Genomic DNA, 22050 nt, shown 5'->3' with positions numbered 1-22050 from the left:
ATCGCTTGGTATTAATATTTTGCATCTAGATAACAATTTATTTAAATAATAGATATTTAATATATTTAACCATATCTAACCAAATACACTTTCATTAGACTAAAAGCAAGATTTAAATATTTCTGAGAAAGAGTTAATCCAAATGAATTGGAAACCAATATTATTATTTGTTTTGCTTTTACCTATGGTTTTTGTATATGTTCCACAAAGTTATGCACATGCTACTGATAATTCCTTTTTAGTGTATTATCATAAATATTCAAGCTTTTTACGTGAATCTTCAATGGGTATATTTAATTCAGAAATGTATAAAGTAAGTAACGAGACTTATATAGGTAATTCTTCTCATGTCGAAATCAAAAAATACACTACAGTATATTATCTTACTAGTACTGGAGTTGAACAAATTTCTGGAACAGTAAATATAACTATTTCAAGAAATAATAGCATTTCTATTTACTCTTCATTACCATATTTATCTAGAGTTATTGTTGAATCAAGTGGAATAACAGAATTAGCATGGTCAGGATTAACAACATCCTCATCTACAATAAATACCTTTGCATATACTAATAGTTCAAGTCAAATTATATTACAATTTTTAAATGGAACATCATTTACCAATATATCCATTAATATTAGCAAATATGGTACTTTTACAAAGCAGATATCGGTTAATTTAGCCAAAGTAAAAATAAGTAATGAGATCATTTATTCAACTACTGAATACTTAAATGTTCAATTACCTAGAAGATACACTCCATTAGTACAATCTTTTTACGTAAATGGTACTAATATTTCCTCGCAGTCTAATGGCTATATAGTTACTAAGGCGTACTTTAATGGATCTATATTGCCAGCTATAGAATGGAAGGGATTAGGAATAGGAAATAACTTAGATATAATGGAAATGAGAGGATCTTTAGACTTTAATTTTACTACACTAGAATTTTATGGAATAAATGGTAGTGTAGTAGGATATGTTCATAACGTATACTCTTATTTTAGTAGCCCAAATATCTCCTTATTTTCAAGATTTATTGTTAATTATGAGAGTGGAGAGACAATAATAGTCTATGTCTCTTCAGATTATGTAACTTCTCATCCTTACAACCAAGTATATTTTACCTATAATGGAGTTCCAATATTAGTTATGCAATTTAATAACTCAGTAGAATCGTCTGCCAATATTACAATATTCCATAAAGTTATTGTAAATAATGAGCATGCAAATCTTATTAACCTTAGGATAAATTCAACTTCATTCTATATTGTAATTATTAATAATCAAGTACATAATGTGGCATTAGTTCATGCAATAGTGAAAGAAACCAATATAAACATTTCTGGGAAGGCATATTTAGCACAAAAAATAGAAATAAATCAATCTGGATATGTTGTATTTAATGTTACTGCATTAGGAAATGCATTTACAGTATTTAAAATTATTAATAATACGTATATTAAGTTGAATTCTACTAACTATTTCGAAATTAATGGTAAAATAGTAGTATTTGATGATCCTTCTAATACGTATCTAGTAGTATATGGATATACATCTCCTAGTTCATCTTCATCTAGTTCATCTACTCCTCAAAGCGTCACATCTTCAATATCGTCTACCTCATCTACTCCAATATCAAATTATTATTATATTGCGATAATTGTTATAATAATATTGGCTATAGTCTTAATAATATTAAGGAGAAAATAATAAATAATTCATTTCTACAGTAATTTCTTTTTTATTATCTGTATTTACTGCATTTGATATTAGAAAAATCTGGAATGTTTTTAAACTTTACAGCTAAAATATGAATATGAAAGCAATAGTAATTAAACCTCATGTAATAGGAATGGAAGTTAAAAATATTGATTTAGAGGAAAAATTAGGTAAAAACCAAGTTAGAATAAAGACTTTATATACTGGAGTATGCGGGACTGATAGAGGATTAGTTAACAATAAATTATCATTTGTAAGAGCTCCTGAAGGGTGGGATGAACTAATTTTAGGTCATGAAGCCTTTGGCATAATTGAAGAAGTAGGAGAGGATGTTACAGAGTTTAAGAAAGGCGATTATGTAGTTCCAGTTGTTAGAAGAGGCTGTGGCGTTTGTCTAAACTGTAAAATAGGTAGACAAGACTTCTGTGAAACTGGAAATTTTGTAGAAGCAGGAATAAGAGGTAAGCATGGATTCATGAGAGAAGAATTCGTTGACGATGAAATGTATTTAGTTAGAGTTCCAGAAAGCATAAAAGATATTGCAGTATTAACTGAACCATTGTCTAATGTTGTTAAAGCTATTGATGAGGTAATGCAAGTACAAAGAAGAATGGTTTGGAATTGTCCAGATGGGGCATACGATTGCAGAAATGCTTACGTTGTAGGAACTGGACCTATAGGAACATTTTATTCCATTTTATTAAGAACATACGGTTTTAATGTATTTATGCTAAATAGGAGAGATCCTTCACCAGCAGAAGAGTACGTATCAAAAAGGATAAATGCACAATTCGTTAATACTACAAAATCTGAAGAAATGAATAAATTACCTAAAGCCGATATAATTGTAGACTCTAGCGGATTTCCATCAGCGTTTATACCCTTACTCAGTAAAATAAACAAAAATGGAATACTAGTACTTTTTGGAACTGAAACTGGAGACAAAACTCCTATTGATGCAGATTTAGTTAGTTTTATGGTAGAAAATAACATAGCAGTAATAGGAAGCGTAAATGCTAATAAAATGAATTTTAAAGAATCAGTTAATTATTTAACAATGTGGAAAGAAAAATATGGAGAATTATTAAACAGAATGATAACTACTGTAGTTTCTCCAGAGGAGGCGAATACAATTCTTGAAAAGAAGCCAAAAGGAGAAATAAAATCAGTAATAAAATGGAGCGATTAATATAAGATAATATTTTTTAATAATGTATAAGCATACTTATATGATATATTATGGTTGAAGCTAAAGAAGTGCAGGAACAAAATTTAGAAGAAAAAGCAGATTATAACATGAGATATTACAATTATCTTTTCAAGAGGAGTGTAGAAGACCCAGCTAAATTCTGGGGAGATCTAGCTCAAGATTTAATAACATGGTTTGAGCCTTGGAAAGAAACGTTCAAACAAGAAGATCCATTAACAAAATGGTTTATAGGAGGAAAATTAAATGCCTCCTATAATGCTGCAGATAGGCACTTAAACTCTAGCAGGAAATTCAAGGCAGCAATAATATGGGAAAGTGAAAGAGGAGAAAGAAAAATAATAACATATCAAGACTTATTCTATGAAGTAAATAGATGGGCAAATGCATTAAAACAATTAGGAGTACAGAAAGGAGATAGAGTAGTTATTTATATGCCTTTGACGCCAGAAGGCATATTTGCAAAATTAGCTTGTGCTAGAATAGGTGCTATACATAGCGTAGTATTTGCTGGTTTTGGATCCCAGGCATTAGCTGACAGAATAGCTGATTCATCAGCTAAAGTAGTAGTAACAGCAGATGCTTATCCTAGAACTGGAAAGATAGTAGAATTGAAAAAAATCGTTGATGAGGCTCTGGATAAATTAGGTGATAAATCACCAGTATCTCATGTTTTAGTATATAAAAGATTAGGTACTGAAATTTCTTTCAAAGAAACGAGAGATGTGTACTTTGACCAGATTGGTAAATATAAATACATAGAGCCAGAACCAATGGATGCTACTGATCCTCTATTCATTCTTTATACTTCTGGAACAACAGGAAAACCAAAAGGTATAGTGCATTCAACTGGCGGATATCTAGTAGGGACTTCTACTATGTTACTATGGAGCTATGGTTTAAGTCAAGAAAACGATGTTCTATTTAATACGTCAGATATAGGATGGATTGTTGGGCATTCTTACATAACTTATGCACCATTAGTTATGGGCAGAACAGTAATAATTTATGAAAGTGCACCATATTATCCTTATCCGGATAAATGGGCTGAAATGATTGAAAGATATAAAGCAACGACTTTTGGTACATCTGCCACAGCCCTAAGGTCATTTATGAAATATGGAGATGATTACGTAAAAAGTCATGATTTATCTTCTTTAAGAATAATAGTTACTAACGGCGAAGTATTAAATTATTCTCCATGGAAATGGGGATTAGAAGTAGTAGGAAGCGGAAAAGTATTTATGTCACATCAATGGTGGCAAACAGAAACAGGTGCTCCAAATTTAGGATATTTACCAGGTTTAGTTTATATGCCAATGAAGTCTGGTCCAGCATCTGGATATCCTTTACCTGGAAATATAATTGAAGTATTAGATGATCAAGGAAATAAGACAAAGGCTAGAGAAAGAGGATATCTAGTTATGAGGCCACCATTCCCGCCATATATGATGATAGGTATGTGGAATGATGCAGGAAACGAAAGATTAAAGAAGACTTACTTCTCTAAGTTTGCTTCCTTATATTATCCTGGAGACTACGCTATGATAGATGGGGATGGGTATGTATGGGTATTAGGTAGAGCAGATGAAACATTAAAGGTTGCAGCTCATAGGATAGGAGCAGGAGAAGTAGAATCAGCTATTACATCTCATCCATCAGTTGCCGAAGCTGCGGTAATAGGTCTTCCAGATCCAGTAAAAGGAGAAGAAGTCCATGCTTTTATAGTACTGAAAGAAGGAGTTTCTCCTTCAGATCAGTTAGCTAAGGACATTCAAGAGCATGTAAGAAAAGTTATGGGACCAATAGTTACACCTAAGATACATTTTGTTGAAAAATTACCAAAGACTAGATCTGGAAAAGTAATGAGAAGAGTAATAAAGGCAGTAATGCAAGGTTCTACTACTGGAGATATATCAACAATGGAAGACGAAGCATCTATGGAAGATATTAAGAAAGCAGCAGAAGAATTTAAGAAGGAAATTTCAAAACAGTAATATTTTATAATAAATGAAGATATTTATTATTTATAAAGTATTTTAAAATTTTGCCATTTTTAAATCTAATATTTTAGATAATTACATAGACTTGTCTGATTCATAATTTGCAAATTATATAATCTTTACTTCTATTAAATGTACTATTTAAAGTATTTAATTCATTTAAATAATTAAAGTTTATATCATATTTATAACTACTCATCATCTTATGTTAAAGTATGTATACTTATTGTATAGAATCTAGAATTAATTAGCATGCAAATATTAGATAAGTTTTTAAACTATTTAACAACCTATTAAAATTATGGCAAAAGAAGGAGAAGGAGGAGTAAAAGGAATTAAAGATTATGGAACAGTTTCTGATAGACAATTAAGAAGAGCACTAAACAAATGGGAATTATTATTTTTATCACTAGGTGGAGTTATTGGTTCCGGATGGTTATTTGGATCATTATATACAGCAGCTTATGCTGGAGGTGCGGGAGTATTATCATGGATAGTAGCTGGTATACTTATAATTTTTATAGGCTTAGCGTATGCTGAAATAGGTGCAGCAATACCTAAATCTGGCGGAATTGTAAGATATCCTCACTATACTCACGGTGGTGTTACAGGTTATATTGTAACGTGGACATATTTTCTTTCTGCTGCTTCAGTTCCTGCTATTGAAGCTACTGCAGCAATAACTTATTTGTCTGCTTTAGTTCCTGCTCTAGCATATCCAGATGGTGTTTTAACACCTTTAGGAATAATTTCTGCTTATATTTTATTAGTGTTATTCTTCCTTTTACAATATGCTGGAGTAAATTGGACAGGTAAAGTTACTCACTTCGTAGGTTGGTGGAAATTAATAATACCTTCATTGACTGTCGTAATATTATTAGCATTTTACTTTCATCCTAGTAATTTTACTTTAGGAGGTGGATTTTTCCCTGCGGCCTCTATGAATGCTTCTGGTTTATCTGGATTTGGTCCGGTATTATTTGCTATACCTACAACTGGTGTAATATTCTCATATCTAGGATTTAGACAAGCAGTAGAATATGGAGGAGAAGGAAAGAATCCACAAAAAGATATTCCATTTGCAGTATTAGGTTCATTATTAATAGGAATTGCTCTTTACACATTATTACAAGTTGCCTATACTGGAGGAATTGATTGGTCTAATATAGTTTATAATGGAAAACCTGTAGTTCCAGGTAATTGGACTGCTTTACAATATTCTAATTCAAGTGTAACTGGAGTTCCATTAACGTCAGGTCCATTCTACGAAATATTTAAATCTGCTCCTATAGTTGGAGCAATCTTATCTTTATTTGCAGTATGGAGTATTATTTTGCTGATAGACGCAGTAATATCTCCAAGTGGTACTGGTTGGATATATACTGGAACAGCAGGAAGAACAATTTATGGATTTGCAAGCAATGGCTATTTACCTGGTTTATTCTTGAAAGTTGGTAAAACTAAGGTACCAGTATTTTCCTTGATTGCTGCTACAATTATAGCTGCTATATTCATGTTACCTTTTCCATCTTGGGAATCTTTAGTGGGCTTTATCTCGTCTGCTACTGTCTTTACTTATGTTATGGGTGGAATTGGTTTAGAGACGTTAAGAAAAACTGCGCCCGATTTGAAGAGGAAATTTGTAGTTCCAGGTGCAAAAATAATAGCACCAATAGCCACTGCAGCTGCTGGATTAATAGTATACTGGTCTTCTTATGAGACCCTATTTTACTTAGTAGTAGCAATATTTATAGGTCTTCCAATATTCTTTGGATATTACGCTACTAGACTAGGAATGCCAAAATTATATTCATATATTCTAGGTGTAATTGATATTGCTGTTGTATTAGCATCTTCCTTCATGTATTATTTTGCAGCATATAATATTTCTGCTAAGGCATTTACTAATAATCTAACTGCATTTGCAATTTATATTTTAATTATTCTTGCTCTAATTATATTTAATGTAACGATGCTATGGAATTTTACTTCTGCTGATGTAAAGAAAGAAATTAAATCTAGTCTATGGCTATTAGCTTTAATATTTGCAATATTCATTTTATCATATTTTGGTTCATTAGGTCCAGATACAATAATAGCATTTCCATACGATGTAATAATAGCTGCTGTAATATTCCTTATATTCCATTATGCAGCGGTAAAATCTGGATTTAGAACTGATGCAATAGAGGAAATAATTGAACAAACAAAAGAGCCATAATCTTAATTGATCTTTTTTATTTATTTTTCGCTAATTCTATTCCTTTATAATTTATTTCTAAGTGTCTTTTTAAGATATCGTCTTTTGTTCCTCCTAACTCTATATTTATTTTGTAGGTTCCTTCAGTGAGTTGTTTGTAATGCTCTTTAAGGTGAATAGAATTAACTAATCCCCCATGAGACAAGCCAACTAGTCTAGGTTCTAAACTTATTTGAAATTCTAAGCTTTTCAAGTATTGTTTAAGATCTAATGGAGGAGGAGTAGTGGGGAAAGGTATTCCGTTATATCTACCGCCGGCAGAGTCGCCAGTATATAGTATATCTCCAATCATTACTGAAATATGATGTTTTGCATGACCTGGTGTATAGTATATCTTCATAATATTCTTTCCAAGGTTTATCTCTTCTCCGCCCGATACTTCTATGATTTCTCCTTTTATTGGTTTGACTTCCCCATAAATATCTACTAAATCACCTAGTACTTTTCTAGCAGTTTCGTTTATTTTTGTAGGATCTTCTAAATATTTCTTGTATCCTTGGTAAACTAGTATTTTAGGTTTGTACGTGTTTACTATATCTGGGACTAATCCTATATGATCTATGTGTAAATGTGATATAACTAAATAATCTATTTTATCTAAAAAATTTACATCCATTATACTATTTGTTACTCCTCCATCAATCATTACTACTTTCTCATCGCAAATTATGAAAGAATATACTGCTTCTGGGAATTCTATTGGACCAGAAGGTAATGCGTGAATTCCAGTACAAGGCATTTGCTATAATTATTTTTTAGTCTTTTTAGAGTTATCTGCTTTTAAAGATTCTACTTTTAGAAATTATATTAAAAATAGTGTAAATTCTCTTTAACATAGTTATCTAATTATTAGATAGTTTTCAAAAACTGCTTATATTAATAATGGTTAAGATCAATATTTTATGTCGTTAGATTCATTATTTAGACCAAAATCTATTGCAGTAGTAGGTGCTTCTAGAAATAGAGAAAAAATAGGTAATATCATTCTTAGAAATTTACTTTCTACATACAGAGGAAAAATTTATGCAGTAAACAATAAAGCAGAAGATATAGAAGGAATGAAATCTTACAAGACATTAAAAGATATACCTGGTGACGTTGATTTAGCTATAATTTCAGTACCTAGGCAATTTTCTGTCCAAGTAATGGAAGATGCAGTAGAAAAAGGTGTGAAATCAGCTATAGTAATCACTTCTGGGTTTAAAGAAATCGGAGGAGATGGAGTTAAACTTGAGGAAGACTTAATTTCTACAGCCAGAAAAGGAGGAATAAGAGTTTTAGGGCCTAACACTATGGGTTTAATTTCGCCCGATTTTAATGGAACCTTTGCTTATGCAAATATTCAAAGAGGGGAAATAGCATTAGTAGTCCAAAGTGGTGGAATAGGAGCTTATATGTTAGATTGGGCTCAGAGAACTAGAACTGGAATAAGTTATCTAGTTAGTATGGGTAATCAAGCAGATGTAAAAGAATATGAGGTGATTGATTATCTGTCCAAAGATCCAGAAACAAGGGGTATCTTTGTTTATCTAGAAGGAGTTGCAGATGGAGAAAAATTCTTAGAAACTATTCCAGATGATACAGCTAGAAAACCCGTAGTTTTTATCAAAGGAGGAGCTACAGCTAGAGGAGCTGAAGCAGTAAAAACTCACACAGGGAGTCTAGCAGGGTCTTATGAGGTATTTAAAGCCGCAATTAATACTGTAGGTGGGATATTTGTAGAGGATCTAAGTGATTTTCTTAATTTAACTAGATTTGTAACATCACCAGAACCAATAAAAAGCGATATCTTAGTAGTTACAAATTCCGGTGGGCATGGAGTATTAACTTCAGACGCTATATCTAGGAATAATTTAAATATGATAGAGATCCCAGAAAGAATAAAAGGAGATCTAACTAAAATTTTGCCACCTACTAGTTTACCTAAAAATCCTCTTGATTTATCAGGTGATGCAGGAAGAGATAGGTATTTAGATGCGTTAAAGATTGTTCAAGATTTAGATTGTACTAAGCTTGTTATAGTTCAATCTTTGCCAGTAGTAAGCTGTAGTGAAGTGGCTAAGGTTCTTCTTAACTTTAAGGGAAAAGGCGTGGTAGGAGTAATGATGGGGGTTGATGAAGAATCAGCTCTTAGAATTTTAGAATCAGCTTCTATTCCAGCCTTTAACTTCCCTGAGGCAGCTGTTAGGGCTATAAGATATTTTACTTCTAAGCCTAATCCTAGGAAGAAAATAAGAATTGCTCAACCAATTTCGTCAGCAGTTGAACTAGCTAAAGGAAAACAAAACTTAGCTGACTACGAAGCACTAAAACTAATGGAAATATACGGTATTAAAACGCCAGCATGGGGTATCGCTCAATCGGAAGAAGAAGCTGAAAGAATAGCTGATAACATAGGATATCCAGTAGTTATGAAAATTTCATCTGATCAGCCATTACATAAAACGGATATGAAAGGTGTTGTAATGAATGTAGAGAAGGATATGGTGAAAAGTGTATTTAAAGAGTTATATCAAATCACAAAAAGAGTGATGATTCAACAACAGTTACCAGGTTTAGAAGTATTTGTTGGAGGTCTAAAAGATCCTGTATTTGGTCATACAGTTTTAGTAGGAAGTGGAGGGATTTATGTCGAAGTTCTAAAAAATGTTAGTTATGGTCTTTCTCCAATTTATGAAGACGAAGCATTAGAGATGTTAAAAGAAAGTAAGATTCACGATATGCTTACTGCAAGGAAAAGAGGTTATGATGAAGGTTCGTTAATAAGAACTATAATTACAATATCTAGGTTAATTGTAGATCTTAATGTAAAGGAAATGGATATAAACCCTTTAATAGTGAATGATAAAGGAGCATTTGCAGTGGACGTTAGAGTAGTATTTTGAATTAACTTATAACTATTTTTTAATTATAGTCATTTACAAGATAAAACTAAGTGAAAATTTTTAATTCATTACTATTTGTAGTTTATGTATGAGAATCAAAAGTGGAATTTTTACTGGTATAAGGATATTATACATAGTATTGACTTTGTTTGTAAGTTATCTTTTAATAAAAGAATATAATTATATTACATTATTTACTACAAACAATTTTACTTCTACTTACTCTTTTGGTAAAACAGCTGAATTTATAATAATTGAAAGTTTAATTATATTCTCCTTAGTTCTTTCTATAAGACCTACTCCTAAATCATTAGGAATAGGATTTATATTGTCGTCTATAGTATTGCCTACACTATTTCCTCCTGTATTATATAATCAAATATTCCCATATTCTGTTTCTCTACTTTTTTACATAATTCTTATTGCAATAACAATTATTAGTATTCCTCTGTTCGCATATTTTGGAAATGGAATAAAATCACAAATATCTGGTGTAGCCTTTTCATTGTTAATAGTTGGAGTATTATTTCAATATTCAATATCTCAAATATCATCTTTTAGCCAATTAATTAATGATATTCCATACATTACATTACATTTTGGTAATACTTTTGCTATATATTCTATAATTATGGCAACCATAGGATATGTGTTATTAAGTTGGAGCAAAAAGGATATTACAGTTTTTAGTTCTATAAGGAACGTTGGCCTTCCTTATATTCTAGTTAGCTTTATACCAGGATTATTTTATTTGTTATTTTACAAATCCACAGCACTAAGTATCTCATCTATTTTGAATGGTTTGAATTTTACTCTAATATTCCTTACAGTTATAGCTATTGATTTATTAGTACTAATCATTAGTATATTATTTAATCTTAAGAAAGATTTACTAGCATCTTTAATAGCTTCTATTATTTCAGCTATAATTTCTATACCATTTATATTTATTAATCCAATAATATCTTTGGAATTTCTTATGTCAGGAAGTTCAGTAATACCAAAAAGTATAGAAGATCCAAGTAAAATAGAAAAAAGTTTATTTGAGGCTATATCTGATGGAAGAATTAATAGGGCTAATCTCTATTTAAAGAGTTTAAATAAGTTAGGATATTCAACATCAAGAATTTATTGCGATGCTATAAATAAAAAAGAATGTGATGCAATAATATGGTTGCCATCAAAGGGAAAAATAGATTATTTATATTGTGCTAATTTAAAAAATGCAGCAGATTGTATCATTTCTAAGGAAAAAATACCAGAAGATGTTATAGGCTTAATAAAAGCTTTAGCTCAGAGAGACAAAGAGTCAGCTGAGAGGTTGTCTGGATTCGTAATTAGTAAAACACAAGATAAGAATTTAAAAGAAAGAGTTAAAGCAATATTACCTAGTATTTTAGGTTTACAAATGAATACTCAGCAACTAAACATATCCCTTCCATCGTTAGAAAGTTGGAAACCAGAATTATGGGTTAATACTGAGATTTATGGATATAAAATTACACAAGTTTTAGGAATAGGAGGAACGTCATATGTTCTTTTGGGAGAAAGGGATGGTGAAAAATATGCCATAAAAATTCCTAAGTTATCTTCTTCTAGAGATAGTAAGGAAAGCTTTACAACATTTGTTGATATCTCTAAGGAATCATCTAAGTTACAAGAAATATCAGAAAAATCAGTAAATATTGTAAAACTATATGGAATATTTATTGATGTGAATTTAATAAAGTCAATAACAATGAGTAAGAACGTTCAACTATACTATCAGAATCCTCCTGCTATTGTTATGGAATATATGTCAGGTGGAACAGCAGAGGATTTACTACAAAATGACGCATTATATCTTTCCTCTTCTTGGAAAAAGATAGTAGCAATAATTTCCTTACAAATAGCTAGAGCAATAAAAACAATCCACGACCAAAATTACGTTCATCTGGATATTAAGCCTAGCAATATATTCTTTTCTAGCTCTCCAGGGAGATTTGGAGAAGAGGTTTTGAAGAACTTAAGCCTTAATGTAGTAGCTAAGTTAGGAGATTTAGGTTCTGCCAGACAAGTTGGAGAAAGATTTATGGAATATACTCCTCAGTATTGTGGAGTTGATCAAGTAAAATATATGCTTGAAGGAAAAGGTGCGTCAAAGAATATGGATATATATGCCTTTGGTGCGACTATTTATAAATTATTAACTAGAGAACCATATAATTCGCCTTCTTTAATATCTTATTTAGATAAATCAGTTGAGTATTATTTATCTGGAAATTCAAGCTATAAAATGTACTTACAAACTGCAGAGACAGAATATTTAAAATATTATCAAGGTCTAAGAATTTCAGATTCTATTTTCGAAAATCTAATAAAATCTATGACAAATCCTGACCCGCTAAAAAGACCAAATATAGATTCTGTAATTTTACAATTAAACACAATAATAAAAAGTGTAAGCTAATATATACATTTGAATTAATTTATTTTAATTGAATAATAATCAGTAATTTTTATCAGTATTATTCTTTTCTTTTTCTAATTTTTTTACTACTTTTATATCTTTTATAGCTTCATCTTCCATTCCAGATTTCATGTAGGCTTTAGCTCTTCTTACATACGCATTAATCATTTCTGGATTAATTTCTATACTTCTACTATAATACGAGATTGCCTCTTCAATTTTTCCTTTCTTTTCCCTAATTAATCCTTTATTGAAATAAGCTTCAGCATAGTATGGATTAAGATTTATTGCAATATCAATATCTTTTTCTGCTTCTTTATCTTTTTCTAAAGCTAATTTAGCTAAAGCTCTATAGTAGAATAATTCTGCATCTAAAGGATAATTTTGCATAGCTCTAGTTAAATTTCTTATTGATTCATAGTAATTTCCAGTATAATATTCTGCTATTCCCCTAATTTTAAAATATATTGGATTATCTTCTACTTTATCCTCTAGGTTCCTTAATTCTTCTAAAGCTTCAGAATACTTTTCTAATCGCACGTAAATAATTCCCCTCAATAATTTAGCTTCTATTGAACTTTCATTTCTTAATTCTTCTAAAGCTTCTGTATAATTTCCTTTTAAAATGAGTATTTTTGCTTTAGAAATTACATCTCCTGCTTTATCGAAAAACTGTAGTGCTTCATCTTCGTTTCCCATCTCTAAAAGTATCTTACCCATTAACTCGTATGCTTCTTTAGAAGGATTAGACGCTATAATAGCTTCTAATTGCTTTAATGCATAGTTAAGATTACCATTTTGGTAATCCTTAAAAATCTGGTCTAATGACATTTTAAATATTATTATATATACTTTTGCTTTAAAATATTTCGTTATTGTCAATTAGGACTCTATTCTTAATTCAAGATTTTATCATATTTTTGCTGTAAAATAGCGATATAAATAACAATGATTTAAAATCAATTTCCGTTTATCTAAAAAGTAACTTAAAAATATCTAGAAAATTTATAGTATATTAATATATATATATAATTATTATTTTATTACTTATATATAATAAATCCTCAATATAAATGTGTATATGATAAAGATTAATATTGAAGTCCAACAATTAGAAACCTATGGATTGTATAGTTGTTAATAATGTTTCGAAGTCTTACAATAACGTTATTGCATTAAAAAATTTATCATTTACTATACCATGTGGTGGTAGATATTCTCTTTTAGGTCCTAATGGAGCAGGAAAGTCAACAACGATGAAAATTCTCGCTGGATTACTTAAACCTGATTATGGAGAAGTATACATTGGAGGTTATCCACCAGATAGTAAAGAAGCAAGAAATATTATGGGGTACTTACCAGAAGATCCTCTACCGTATAGAACTCTAAGTGTTAGAGAAAACCTAGAATATGTAGCTTCATTAAGAGGTTTGGTTGATGCTAAAGAGAGAGCAGAAAAGTTAATGGATCTCTTAGATTTAAGGCAATATGAGCGAATACAAGCTGGAAGGCTATCTAGAGGAAACTTACAAAAATTAGCCTTAGCTTTATCAATTATTCATGAGCCTAGAATTATTCTCTTAGATGAGCCTTTAAACTATTTAGATATACCTACACAAGAAAAGGTTATTTCTTTATTGAATTCTATGCAATCAACCTTTCTAGTTTCAACACATATTATGAGTATAGCTCAAAGATTAACAGATCATGTAATAATGATAGCCAGAGGTACATTAGTATGGTTTGGTACAATTCAAGATTTAAGAAATTTAGGCTCTGAAAATGAACCAATAGAGAGTATAGTAGCCAGGATGATGGCTAATGTTAGGTAAATTAATTAAATTCATAATTTTAACTAGAGTAAATAGATCTGTATTAGGCATAAATCTGTTCTTATTATTTCTAGAAGGCTTATATGTATATGTTATTCCTTTTACATTTTCCTTTTATTATGTTACTACAACTTTTGCTTTTACGCTTTTAGTTTATGTGATCACTTCTGGCGTTCTTTTAACGAAATCTGATGCATATTATCTTCTTACATTACCTATAGATCAGAAACAAATTTCATTAGCATTATTTATTGGAAATTTTATAGTAACAGGATATTTTTCGTTATTTTTCGGCATTTTTACTTTAAAACTATTGGGTTTACTAGGTATTTTAATTACTTTTATCTTCGCATTAATTGCAGTAGGATTATCCGTAGCATTAGCCAATGCTAAAATAACTTACAAAGCTCTTATAGGAGGTTTATTAGCGCTCTGGTACATATCTCCTTTCTTTCATTTCTACTATTCTCCTACCGCTATATTTCTAGGTCTAGATTATAATTACATATTTCTTATTTTATTACTTGGTTTATCAGTATTTTTTGCATTACAAAATTTAGATAATATAAGATTTAAAGTATTTACACAAGGAAATCAACCAATAGTGAAAAGAACAATTAATTTCTCAGGTAAATCTCCTTTTATGGCAATCGTAACTAGATCTTTCTCGTTTTTTGAGATATTTGCTAGGTTTAACTATATGGGTAATACATCATTTAAATCAGTTAGAATTAATGTCTTTTACATATTAGCCGTAACAATAATCCTATCTATAATATATTATATAATAAACAAAATTATACCTTTATTTCAATTTATTACGTTTATTCCCATTATAGAAATAATGTTCTTATATTATACTGCATTCTCAGCATTTTCATTTGAGCCTCTTTGGATAAGCATGGGTCTTTTACCACCTATTAAGTATGCCAGATATTATCTTCTAAGTAAAGCTCTTAGTATAATGCTAATTTTCTTGCCTATCGGTATTGTCTTTATGTTAAATCCTGTGACTTTAGGCCTTGGAATATCTACAATAATTACGTTACCATTTTCTTATATTTATTTAGCGTCTATACAAGCTAGACTAAATCCGTTTCAAGTAAAAGAAGATACAATGCCAAATTATAGGTACACAGCTATCCAATACTTAATAACATTCTTATCATTTCCAGTACTAATCTTAATATATATTCCTGCAATAATTATAGGCTTAATGTCTGGAATAATATCAAGTCTAGTTATGTTTGTTCTTAGTTTGCCATTCCTAATATCCTCAAGTTTTTGGAAAAAAGTAGAAGAAAAGATGGTAGAAAATGGATTTGTTTAATTAATAGAAGGTAATTTCCATTTTTTCATTATAGCTATTACCCTTAAAAAGAACGTCAAAAGTAAAACAATACTAGAGTTAGTATAAGCTGGAATATTAAGGTAAGCTAAAATATAATACGCTGACGATCCAATTATAGCTGAGGTAGCATAAAATTCCTTTGTAAGAACTAGAGGTATGTCATTTGCTAGAATATCTCTTAATACTCCCCCTCCAACTGCAGTTATAGTTCCGACCATTATAACTAGTAAAGGTGATGGAGATAGATGATAAGCTAAAGAAGCGCCGGAAGCAGTAAAAGCGCCTAATCCTAACGCATCTGCATAAATCAAGATCTTATTAATAATGTTAAATTTTCTAAAGTAAAGAAATGTCATTATACTAGTTAAAAAGGAAGCTGTAGGATAAGGTAAATAGATTAAGTTAGTAGGTGGAGTTATTCCAAGCAATAAATCAGCTAAAATACCTCCTGCTAAAGATGTAGAGAATCCAAGTGTGATAATTCCTAGAAGATCCATTCTTTTTTCTATAGCCTTTATAGATCCAGAAACTGAAAAAGCCACAATTCCTATATAATTAGTAATAATTAATATCAAACTCACAAATCTCATCACTATAGTTTCTTATTAAAAATTTTCTGTATACTTTAACCTCAAAATTCAGTCTTCACTAATTTCTGAAAATTTAGACTATCTAAAATTTCCTGATAATACGCTGAAAATTTTTTAGATTCAGTGAATTATAAATTTTTTATTATTCTTGATGCTAAGTTAACTGATCCTACAATTATTGCAAGAATAAATTCCTCAGTTGGATAGCTTTGTATGTACGTATTTATAATATAATTTCCTGAATGAATAGATATGTTTTCTTCACCTACAATAAAAAAATTATAATGTATAGGAATAAAATATTTAAGTATAAAATTAAATATAATAAAAATTATTACTGGATCAAGAATATAGAGATAGCTTATCCATGTAATTGTCAGCATTGTATTCTTTTTACCTTTTAGCAATAAAAAAATATAATAAATAGAGATGCCAATGATATAAAATCTGAATGCAAAAAGAAAAACATTAATAAAGTTTGTAATAACTAAACTTTGATTGAATAATGAAATATAAATTTGAAAAGGAGAATCTTGAATAACTGCTAATTTTCCTATGGAATAATACCACCAATAACCAGGTAAAGTAGATATAAGAATATTAAAAACAAGAGATATTAATGTTAAAGGATAATTGATTTTTACTCTCAATTTATATCACCTGACTAATAGATATATTAGAACTTAAAAATCCAAGTTTAATGTGTATTACACAGTTAGCATTATTTATACTTGAATTAAAATTCGTTGTATTAGTTATAATAAGTGAGATATTATCTATAGACATTGGAGATATAATCTGTGATTTAGGCAAATAAATATATTTTCCAGATATATTATATATAATAATGGAAAAATTCTGATTATTTATAATGCATAATATCAGATTATTACTTGAAATATAATATTTGAAGCTAGGTTGATAACTAATAATATTATGAAACTGGTTTATTCCTAAAGATAAAAACGAATAATAATCAAATACAAACAAATAGATTAATACAATAGCGATAAAAACTATAATACCTATTATCCTACCTAAATCTTTCATTAAAATTATTAAAGTTGCTCTAGATAAAATTTTTTATTATCAGTTAATAGTTAAAACATATCTTATTTCTTTCTTTTTATTTCAGTTAGTACTAGTACTGATCCGCTAATGAAAATAATTATTGATCCAAAGAATAGCAGTACTCTGGTACTATTTAATGTTTCTATATTGTATTTAATATTTAATAAGCTAGAAGAATTGTTAATTAATATTAGTTCGCCCCTACTTGCATTTAAGGATACTATTATGATTTCTTGATTAGATTCATTAATTATTTTGTCTATACTGCCATTTATTACAGATAAACTAATACTAGCAGACACATTTTTAATAGAAATTAAATCAATTGGAGAGTTTAAGTTGATTTCTTTAGAGTCATATGGAGAAAGAGATATATTATGAAAATTAGAGGCACTAGCGTAAAATGCAATTCCTATAGCTAATATCAGCACAAAAATTCCAACTATTATTCGTTTCACGTTTTAAAATGCATTATTCATAATTATAAAATCTTTCTATTCTTATAATAGGCTAATACGTTATAACTTGAATCCAAAGATATTATTGCTTGATATCTTTAGTCTCTGAAGTGTCATCCACATAGCTGCAGTATTTTCAGTAATTACTGGAATATTAAGATCTTCGTAAAGATATTTGGAAGCTTCAAAAGTAGATAGTGCAGTACAAGCTATATAAACAGCATCAGCTTTCATAACATCTTCCAGATTTCTTTTCACTAGTCTATAGATTGTAAATATTGGAGTATTAGAAATATCTACTCCTCTTATTTTACCTAAACCATCATAACCAGTAACTTCAAAGCCTTCATTTTTAATCCATTGGACTTCCTCTAATGTTCGTTCTTTTATATATGGAGTGCCTACCCATACCTTTTTAACTTTCAATTTTCTTAAGATTTCAATAACAGCTTCTTCTGGTATAACTACGTCCTTTATAATTTCTTTAATTATATTTCCATGTTTATGTGTTCCATAAGTTCTACCGTAAATAATTATATCAGAAACTTCATGAAGCAAATAATACGCATCATATATTTCCTTTCTAAATTCCTCTACATTTTGTGGTTCGCATCCTTTAGTTGGTTTCATTCTAGTCGCATGTATTGTTACTCCTTCTGGCGCCATCTTCCATAAATCATATTCCATAGCAGCATTATTTGAAGGAAGTATTACACCAATTCTAGCTCTACCACCTGGCATAGTATCTTATTAAAAACATAAAAAATAATTTAATCTATTGTTATGTTGGAGTTTAGATAAGCTTGATAAAAACGTTTTTTGGATTGACTATCTGTGAGTCGAATTAGAAGTTAGTATATTTTACACTTATCTGAATTTTTCATTCTAAAATATAAGGTAAAAATTAATAACTTATTAATTTAAGACATTATGTGTTTAACAAGAAAATCATAAAAGCAGTAAACGATTTCTTTCAGTATGATAAAAAAGGAGATGAAGAAATACTTAATGAAGCAATTGATAAAATAAAATATAAAGATAAGTACATTATAATTAATGAAACTGAGAAAATTAAGGTAGATAATAAGAAAGACGCTTTAGGAGTATTTTTAGCAAATATACCTTACCTTATTTTAGGAGAAGGCGAACTTCATACAGACTTACCTGATAAGGTATCTAAGGTTCAGAATGATGCTCTAAAACTATTAGAAATTGGAGGCTTTAACGAAATAGCCACACTAGAGATTTATTTAGTTATGGAAATGGCTTTAAGATCATTATATAGTGAATGGCTAAATAAAGCTGATTATATAGAATATAAGAAGAAAAAAGTGAAAATTAAAGGAAAAGAATTAGACTATAGAAAACTAAAACTTCTACTTAAGAAAAAAGGCTGGAGCAAATATAAAGTTAAAATAAATGGACAAATATTTCCTTACTCTCAAGGTTCATTACTTGCATGGGCAGAAAAGTATATGGACAAGAGAACCAGTCTAGCATTTAGGTTATCTATAAATGTAAGAAATCTATTAGCTCATGGAGAAGTAGAATGGAAGCTTTACCCTACACTAAATTCATTATATTCTGCATCTCATGCTTCATGGTTACTTTTCGAAAGACTAAGAAGACTAGATTAAGTTATGAGTTAATAAGAGATGAATATGATATCTTATGCAATCCATGTAACGATTATGTGCTTCGTTTCTATTTAGAATAATGTAATTTATAACGTACGTATTTGAAAGCAATTTTTGTGCATAAGAAAAAGAGAGATCCGATCTTTTCAATAATCCTGTAATATCAGGATTGAAAAAAGAAATTGAATTGCTTTTTAATGCAAATACATAATCATGCGTCTCCTTCTTCCACTTATTAATAATATATCTTACTGTTTTGCAATCAATATTCAAAGTCTTAGCTATAAATATTACAGGCTTATTTTGACACCTATAATAAGCTATTTCTCTTTCCATATCCATAAATTAATAAAGAAAGTAGAAAGTATTTATTCTAAAGTTAAAAAGAAAGAAGGTAAAAATTACTTATTATCTTTTGTTTTTTGCGTTTTTGAAGCTAATTTTTCAGTTTCACTTAGCCTCCATGGTTCAGCTGAATTCTTAAAATGAACATCAGACTTCATTCCTGCTAATCTTTTGGCTACTTCTTCTGAATAACTTAAATCATACAGCCTACTAAACATAATTCTTTGGGCTGCTGGGCTTCCTGCTCCATGGACTGATTCAATTTGAAATGCAACGCCTAATGCTACGTTTTCTATAAGCCTAGTCATTCTTATACGATCTTCTGCTGTATATCCTTCTACTCCTTGTAAATACTTTGCTATATACTCTTTCAGTTTAGGATTCTTTAAATCCCATTCGCTCGGAGCTGTCCCAACAATACCTCCTGCAATGTCAATAGCTAATTGAGATATTTGAGATGGAAATCTAGTAACTAGATGTTTTGTAACATTAGCATGCATAGGATTAACCCAGAAACATCCTGGGCATACTTCTATACCGTTTAAACTAGCTGCAATTCCTGCGGAATACATAGTTTCAGTTAAGAATATTTCCTCAGTAATTTTATCTTGAATATGTGAAGCTTTTTCTACACCCATTTGTTTAGCTAAATTGTAAGAAGCACCTATTATTACATCTCCTAATCCTGCCTTACATCCTCCATATCCTTGTCTGTGATAAGCTGCAAATATTTCAACTAATTGATTAGTATATTCCCAATCTCTCATCAGGAATACTCTTTCCATTGGGATGAAAACATTATCAAAAATTACTAATCCCTCATGATTATAGAAGTACGGTATCGAGTCTATATCTCCTCCTTCTAGTCTTCTAGCATCATTTAATTGTCTTCCTACTACAATCTTTATTCCTTCAGTATCTGTGGGTACAGCAAAAGCTACTGCATAATCTTGATCTTCAGGTCCCATTGCTCTGGTAGGTAAAACAACTATTTCTTCGCTAGCTGCAACTCCAGTAATATTTGCCTTAGCTCCAGAAACATAGATTCCATCTTTAGTAACTTCTGTAATTCTAACATAAGCATCCTTATTTGGTTGTTGGCTTGGTTTTAAAGTTCTAACTCCTTTAGCGTCAGTCATAGCGCCTGCTAATGCTAAATCCTTCTTTTGTACAGTCTTTAGATATTCTACAAATTTTTCCTTTGGTTCCGTTTTACCATGTTGTGCCATTAATTCAGTAGTTATGTATAATGTGTTCAGTGCATCAAATCCTACACAACGTTGAAAACATGCTCCTACTTTGTGGCTTATCTTTCTTAATAATTTTACCTTTGCTGCTAAATCTTCTCTAGATCTATGAATATGATTAAACCTATTTACTTCTTCATTTATGAAAGGACTCCATGCTCTGGCTAAATCTTTAGTATCTTCTTCCCAAGGAGCATCGAAAGTTGCCTTAAAAGCTAAAACAGAAGGTTTTAGGAAAGGATTAGTAGTAACATCTTTTACTTCTTTTCCTAACACATAAATTTCAGCCTTATTCCTTACTTTTATCGCGTCTAGATATTCTTGACCAGTTCTTAAACCCATAACTGACTATATGATTTAAAGTTTTTAAACTTTAGTATAAGCTTTATTTTGTTGAGAATTCTAGAAAAAGTATCATAAAATGTAAATCTAGTAACTTATCAATATATACGCATATAATGTTAATTTTTGTATCAGATATTACTGAATTATATTGTTAGACTTACTGGTTAAATATAGGTAAGTAAAAAATAATAGAATAGTATCAAAAATATGTTTAGCTCTAAAGTTCCTATATTTCTAAATTGGATAGGCTTAGGAAGACTGCATTATGTTATAATGTTTAGTATTAGTCTTTGATAGTTAGATAGTATAAGTTTAAGAATAATAGCAAGTGCAATATATAATCAAAAAACCAGTTTTAAAATATATTTTTCAAGAGAAATCATTTTGGGTGTGGCGGGCCCGCCGGGATTCGAACCCGGGACCTACGGGTGGCTTCCGCTACCCGTATGCGTTAAAAGCCCGCCGCTCTACCTGGCTGAGCTACGGGCCCAACTATCTCTTCTTTAAGCGGAAATTGCTTAAAAAATTTCTTCCTATGAATCAGTATCAAATCTAACGTAATTTATATCAAAATTTTATATGTATCAATAATTTGCATTAGCGGAAAATGTTATATTTAATATTTTACTTGTTAGAAGTAATATTTT

17 protein-coding genes and 1 tRNA gene are annotated in these 22050 nt (G+C 30.0%); 9 read left to right on the top strand and 9 right to left on the bottom strand.

Going from position 1 to position 22050, the window contains the following annotated elements; all coding sequences use genetic code 11:
- Positions 1-142: 142 nt before the first annotated feature.
- The 4 genes from B6F84_RS01630 (at position 143) to B6F84_RS01615 (ending at position 7154) form a co-directional block, all read left to right on the top strand.
- The gene (locus tag B6F84_RS01630; RefSeq protein WP_148690605.1) at positions 143-1714 is read left to right on the top strand and encodes a hypothetical protein; all 1572 of its coding nucleotides are present in this window, start codon (positions 143-145) and stop codon (positions 1712-1714) included.
- A gap of 106 nt (positions 1715-1820) precedes the next feature.
- Complete coding sequence (locus tag B6F84_RS01625) at positions 1821-2912, top strand: glucose 1-dehydrogenase (protein ID WP_148690604.1); 1092 nt, start codon at positions 1821-1823, stop codon at positions 2910-2912.
- A 50-nt stretch (positions 2913-2962) separates the two neighbouring features.
- On the top strand, positions 2963-4927 hold the full coding sequence (gene acs / locus B6F84_RS01620; protein WP_148690603.1) for an acetate--CoA ligase: 1965 nt from the start codon (positions 2963-2965) through the stop codon (positions 4925-4927).
- A gap of 307 nt (positions 4928-5234) precedes the next feature.
- Positions 5235-7154 carry an APC family permease gene (locus B6F84_RS01615; RefSeq protein WP_148690602.1) on the top strand — a complete coding sequence of 640 codons (1920 nt, stop codon included), beginning with the start codon at positions 5235-5237 and terminating at the stop codon, positions 7152-7154.
- Positions 7155-7170: 16 nt separating this feature from the next.
- Here B6F84_RS01615 and B6F84_RS01610 read toward each other — a convergent pair whose 3' ends face one another.
- Positions 7171-7932, bottom strand: a complete 762-nt coding sequence (locus B6F84_RS01610; protein WP_148690601.1) for an MBL fold metallo-hydrolase — start codon at positions 7930-7932, stop codon at positions 7171-7173.
- Positions 7933-8095: 163 nt separating this feature from the next.
- On the opposite strand from B6F84_RS01610, the gene B6F84_RS01605 reads away from it, so the two are divergent.
- The gene (locus B6F84_RS01605; RefSeq protein ID WP_148690600.1) at positions 8096-10078 is read left to right on the top strand and encodes an acetate--CoA ligase family protein; all 1983 of its coding nucleotides are present in this window, start codon (positions 8096-8098) and stop codon (positions 10076-10078) included.
- 88 nt (positions 10079-10166) lie between these two features.
- Entirely contained in the window at positions 10167-12527 is a 2361-nt protein-coding gene (locus tag B6F84_RS01600) for a protein kinase domain-containing protein (RefSeq protein ID WP_148690599.1), read from the top strand.
- Positions 12528-12566: 39 nt separating this feature from the next.
- On the opposite strand, the gene B6F84_RS01595 is transcribed toward B6F84_RS01600, so the two are convergent.
- Positions 12567-13358 (bottom strand): tetratricopeptide repeat protein, encoded by a 792-nt coding sequence (locus tag B6F84_RS01595; protein ID WP_148690598.1) that lies wholly within the window; start codon positions 13356-13358, stop codon positions 12567-12569.
- A 290-nt stretch (positions 13359-13648) separates the two neighbouring features.
- Here B6F84_RS01595 and B6F84_RS01590 point away from each other — a divergent pair, with 290 nt between their 5' ends.
- Both B6F84_RS01590 and B6F84_RS01585 read left to right on the top strand, forming a co-directional pair.
- Positions 13649-14359, top strand: coding sequence for an ABC transporter ATP-binding protein (locus B6F84_RS01590; RefSeq protein ID WP_148690597.1), 711 nt, complete (start codon positions 13649-13651; stop codon positions 14357-14359).
- Entirely contained in the window at positions 14349-15689 is a 1341-nt protein-coding gene (locus tag B6F84_RS01585; protein WP_148690596.1) for a hypothetical protein, read from the top strand. Before B6F84_RS01590 ends, B6F84_RS01585 begins: the two co-directional genes overlap by 11 nt.
- On the opposite strand, the gene B6F84_RS01580 is transcribed toward B6F84_RS01585, so the two are convergent.
- From B6F84_RS01580 to B6F84_RS01565, 4 genes are all read right to left on the bottom strand, one after another.
- Positions 15686-16291, bottom strand: coding sequence for a trimeric intracellular cation channel family protein (locus B6F84_RS01580; RefSeq protein ID WP_187152730.1), 606 nt, complete (start codon positions 16289-16291; stop codon positions 15686-15688). The two genes, B6F84_RS01585 and B6F84_RS01580, sit on opposite strands and share 4 nt — an antisense overlap.
- 137 nt (positions 16292-16428) lie before the next feature.
- Positions 16429-16950 carry a hypothetical protein gene (locus B6F84_RS01575; RefSeq protein ID WP_148690594.1) on the bottom strand — a complete coding sequence of 174 codons (522 nt, stop codon included), beginning with the start codon at positions 16948-16950 and terminating at the stop codon, positions 16429-16431.
- A gap of 462 nt (positions 16951-17412) precedes the next feature.
- The gene (locus tag B6F84_RS01570; RefSeq protein WP_148690593.1) at positions 17413-17829 is read right to left on the bottom strand and encodes a hypothetical protein; all 417 of its coding nucleotides are present in this window, start codon (positions 17827-17829) and stop codon (positions 17413-17415) included.
- A gap of 60 nt (positions 17830-17889) precedes the next feature.
- Positions 17890-18570 carry a maleate cis-trans isomerase family protein gene (locus B6F84_RS01565; RefSeq protein WP_148690592.1) on the bottom strand — a complete coding sequence of 227 codons (681 nt, stop codon included), beginning with the start codon at positions 18568-18570 and terminating at the stop codon, positions 17890-17892.
- Between the two features lie 191 nt (positions 18571-18761).
- Between B6F84_RS01565 and B6F84_RS01560 the strand changes: the two genes are divergently transcribed.
- The gene (locus B6F84_RS01560) at positions 18762-19466 is read left to right on the top strand and encodes a hypothetical protein (protein WP_148690591.1); all 705 of its coding nucleotides are present in this window, start codon (positions 18762-18764) and stop codon (positions 19464-19466) included.
- Here B6F84_RS01560 and B6F84_RS01555 read toward each other — a convergent pair.
- From B6F84_RS01555 to B6F84_RS01545, 3 genes are all read right to left on the bottom strand, one after another.
- Positions 19458-19802, bottom strand: coding sequence for a hypothetical protein (locus B6F84_RS01555; protein ID WP_148690590.1), 345 nt, complete (start codon positions 19800-19802; stop codon positions 19458-19460). The genes B6F84_RS01560 and B6F84_RS01555 overlap by 9 nt on opposite strands.
- Positions 19803-19867: 65 nt before the next feature.
- Positions 19868-21400 carry a 4-hydroxyphenylacetate 3-hydroxylase family protein gene (locus B6F84_RS01550; RefSeq protein ID WP_148690589.1) on the bottom strand — a complete coding sequence of 511 codons (1533 nt, stop codon included), beginning with the start codon at positions 21398-21400 and terminating at the stop codon, positions 19868-19870.
- Positions 21401-21794: 394 nt separating this feature from the next.
- Positions 21795-21893, bottom strand: a tRNA-Lys gene (locus B6F84_RS01545).
- Positions 21894-22050 lie beyond the last annotated feature (157 nt).

This window comes from Acidianus manzaensis (assembly GCF_002116695.1).
Classification (GTDB): domain Archaea; phylum Thermoproteota; class Thermoprotei_A; order Sulfolobales; family Sulfolobaceae; genus Acidianus; species Acidianus manzaensis.
This window is presented reverse-complemented; position numbering and strand designations above follow the sequence as displayed.

Bases quoted from the DNA above. Each gene is read 5' to 3' on its own strand.
- B6F84_RS01600 (WP_148690599.1), top strand. From the start codon at position 10,167: ATGAGAATCAAAAGTGGAATTTTTACTGGTATAAGGATATTATACATA.
- B6F84_RS01550 (WP_148690589.1), bottom strand. From the start codon at position 21,400: ATGGGTTTAAGAACTGGTCAAGAATATCTAGACGCGATAAAAGTAAGG.
- B6F84_RS01610 (WP_148690601.1), bottom strand. From the start codon at position 7,932: ATGCCTTGTACTGGAATTCACGCATTACCTTCTGGTCCAATAGAATTC.
- B6F84_RS01565 (WP_148690592.1), bottom strand. From the start codon at position 18,570: ATGCCAGGTGGTAGAGCTAGAATTGGTGTAATACTTCCTTCAAATAAT.
- B6F84_RS01625 (WP_148690604.1), top strand. From the start codon at position 1,821: ATGAAAGCAATAGTAATTAAACCTCATGTAATAGGAATGGAAGTTAAA.
- B6F84_RS01615 (WP_148690602.1), top strand. From the start codon at position 5,235: ATGGCAAAAGAAGGAGAAGGAGGAGTAAAAGGAATTAAAGATTATGGA.
- B6F84_RS01595 (WP_148690598.1), bottom strand. From the start codon at position 13,358: ATGTCATTAGACCAGATTTTTAAGGATTACCAAAATGGTAATCTTAAC.
- B6F84_RS01630 (WP_148690605.1), top strand. From the start codon at position 143: ATGAATTGGAAACCAATATTATTATTTGTTTTGCTTTTACCTATGGTT.
- acs (WP_148690603.1), top strand. From the start codon at position 2,963: ATGGTTGAAGCTAAAGAAGTGCAGGAACAAAATTTAGAAGAAAAAGCA.
- B6F84_RS01585 (WP_148690596.1), top strand. From the start codon at position 14,349: ATGTTAGGTAAATTAATTAAATTCATAATTTTAACTAGAGTAAATAGA.
- B6F84_RS01555 (WP_148690590.1), bottom strand. From the start codon at position 19,802: ATGGAAAGAGAAATAGCTTATTATAGGTGTCAAAATAAGCCTGTAATA.
- B6F84_RS01605 (WP_148690600.1), top strand. From the start codon at position 8,096: ATGTCGTTAGATTCATTATTTAGACCAAAATCTATTGCAGTAGTAGGT.
- B6F84_RS01590 (WP_148690597.1), top strand. From the start codon at position 13,649: ATGGATTGTATAGTTGTTAATAATGTTTCGAAGTCTTACAATAACGTT.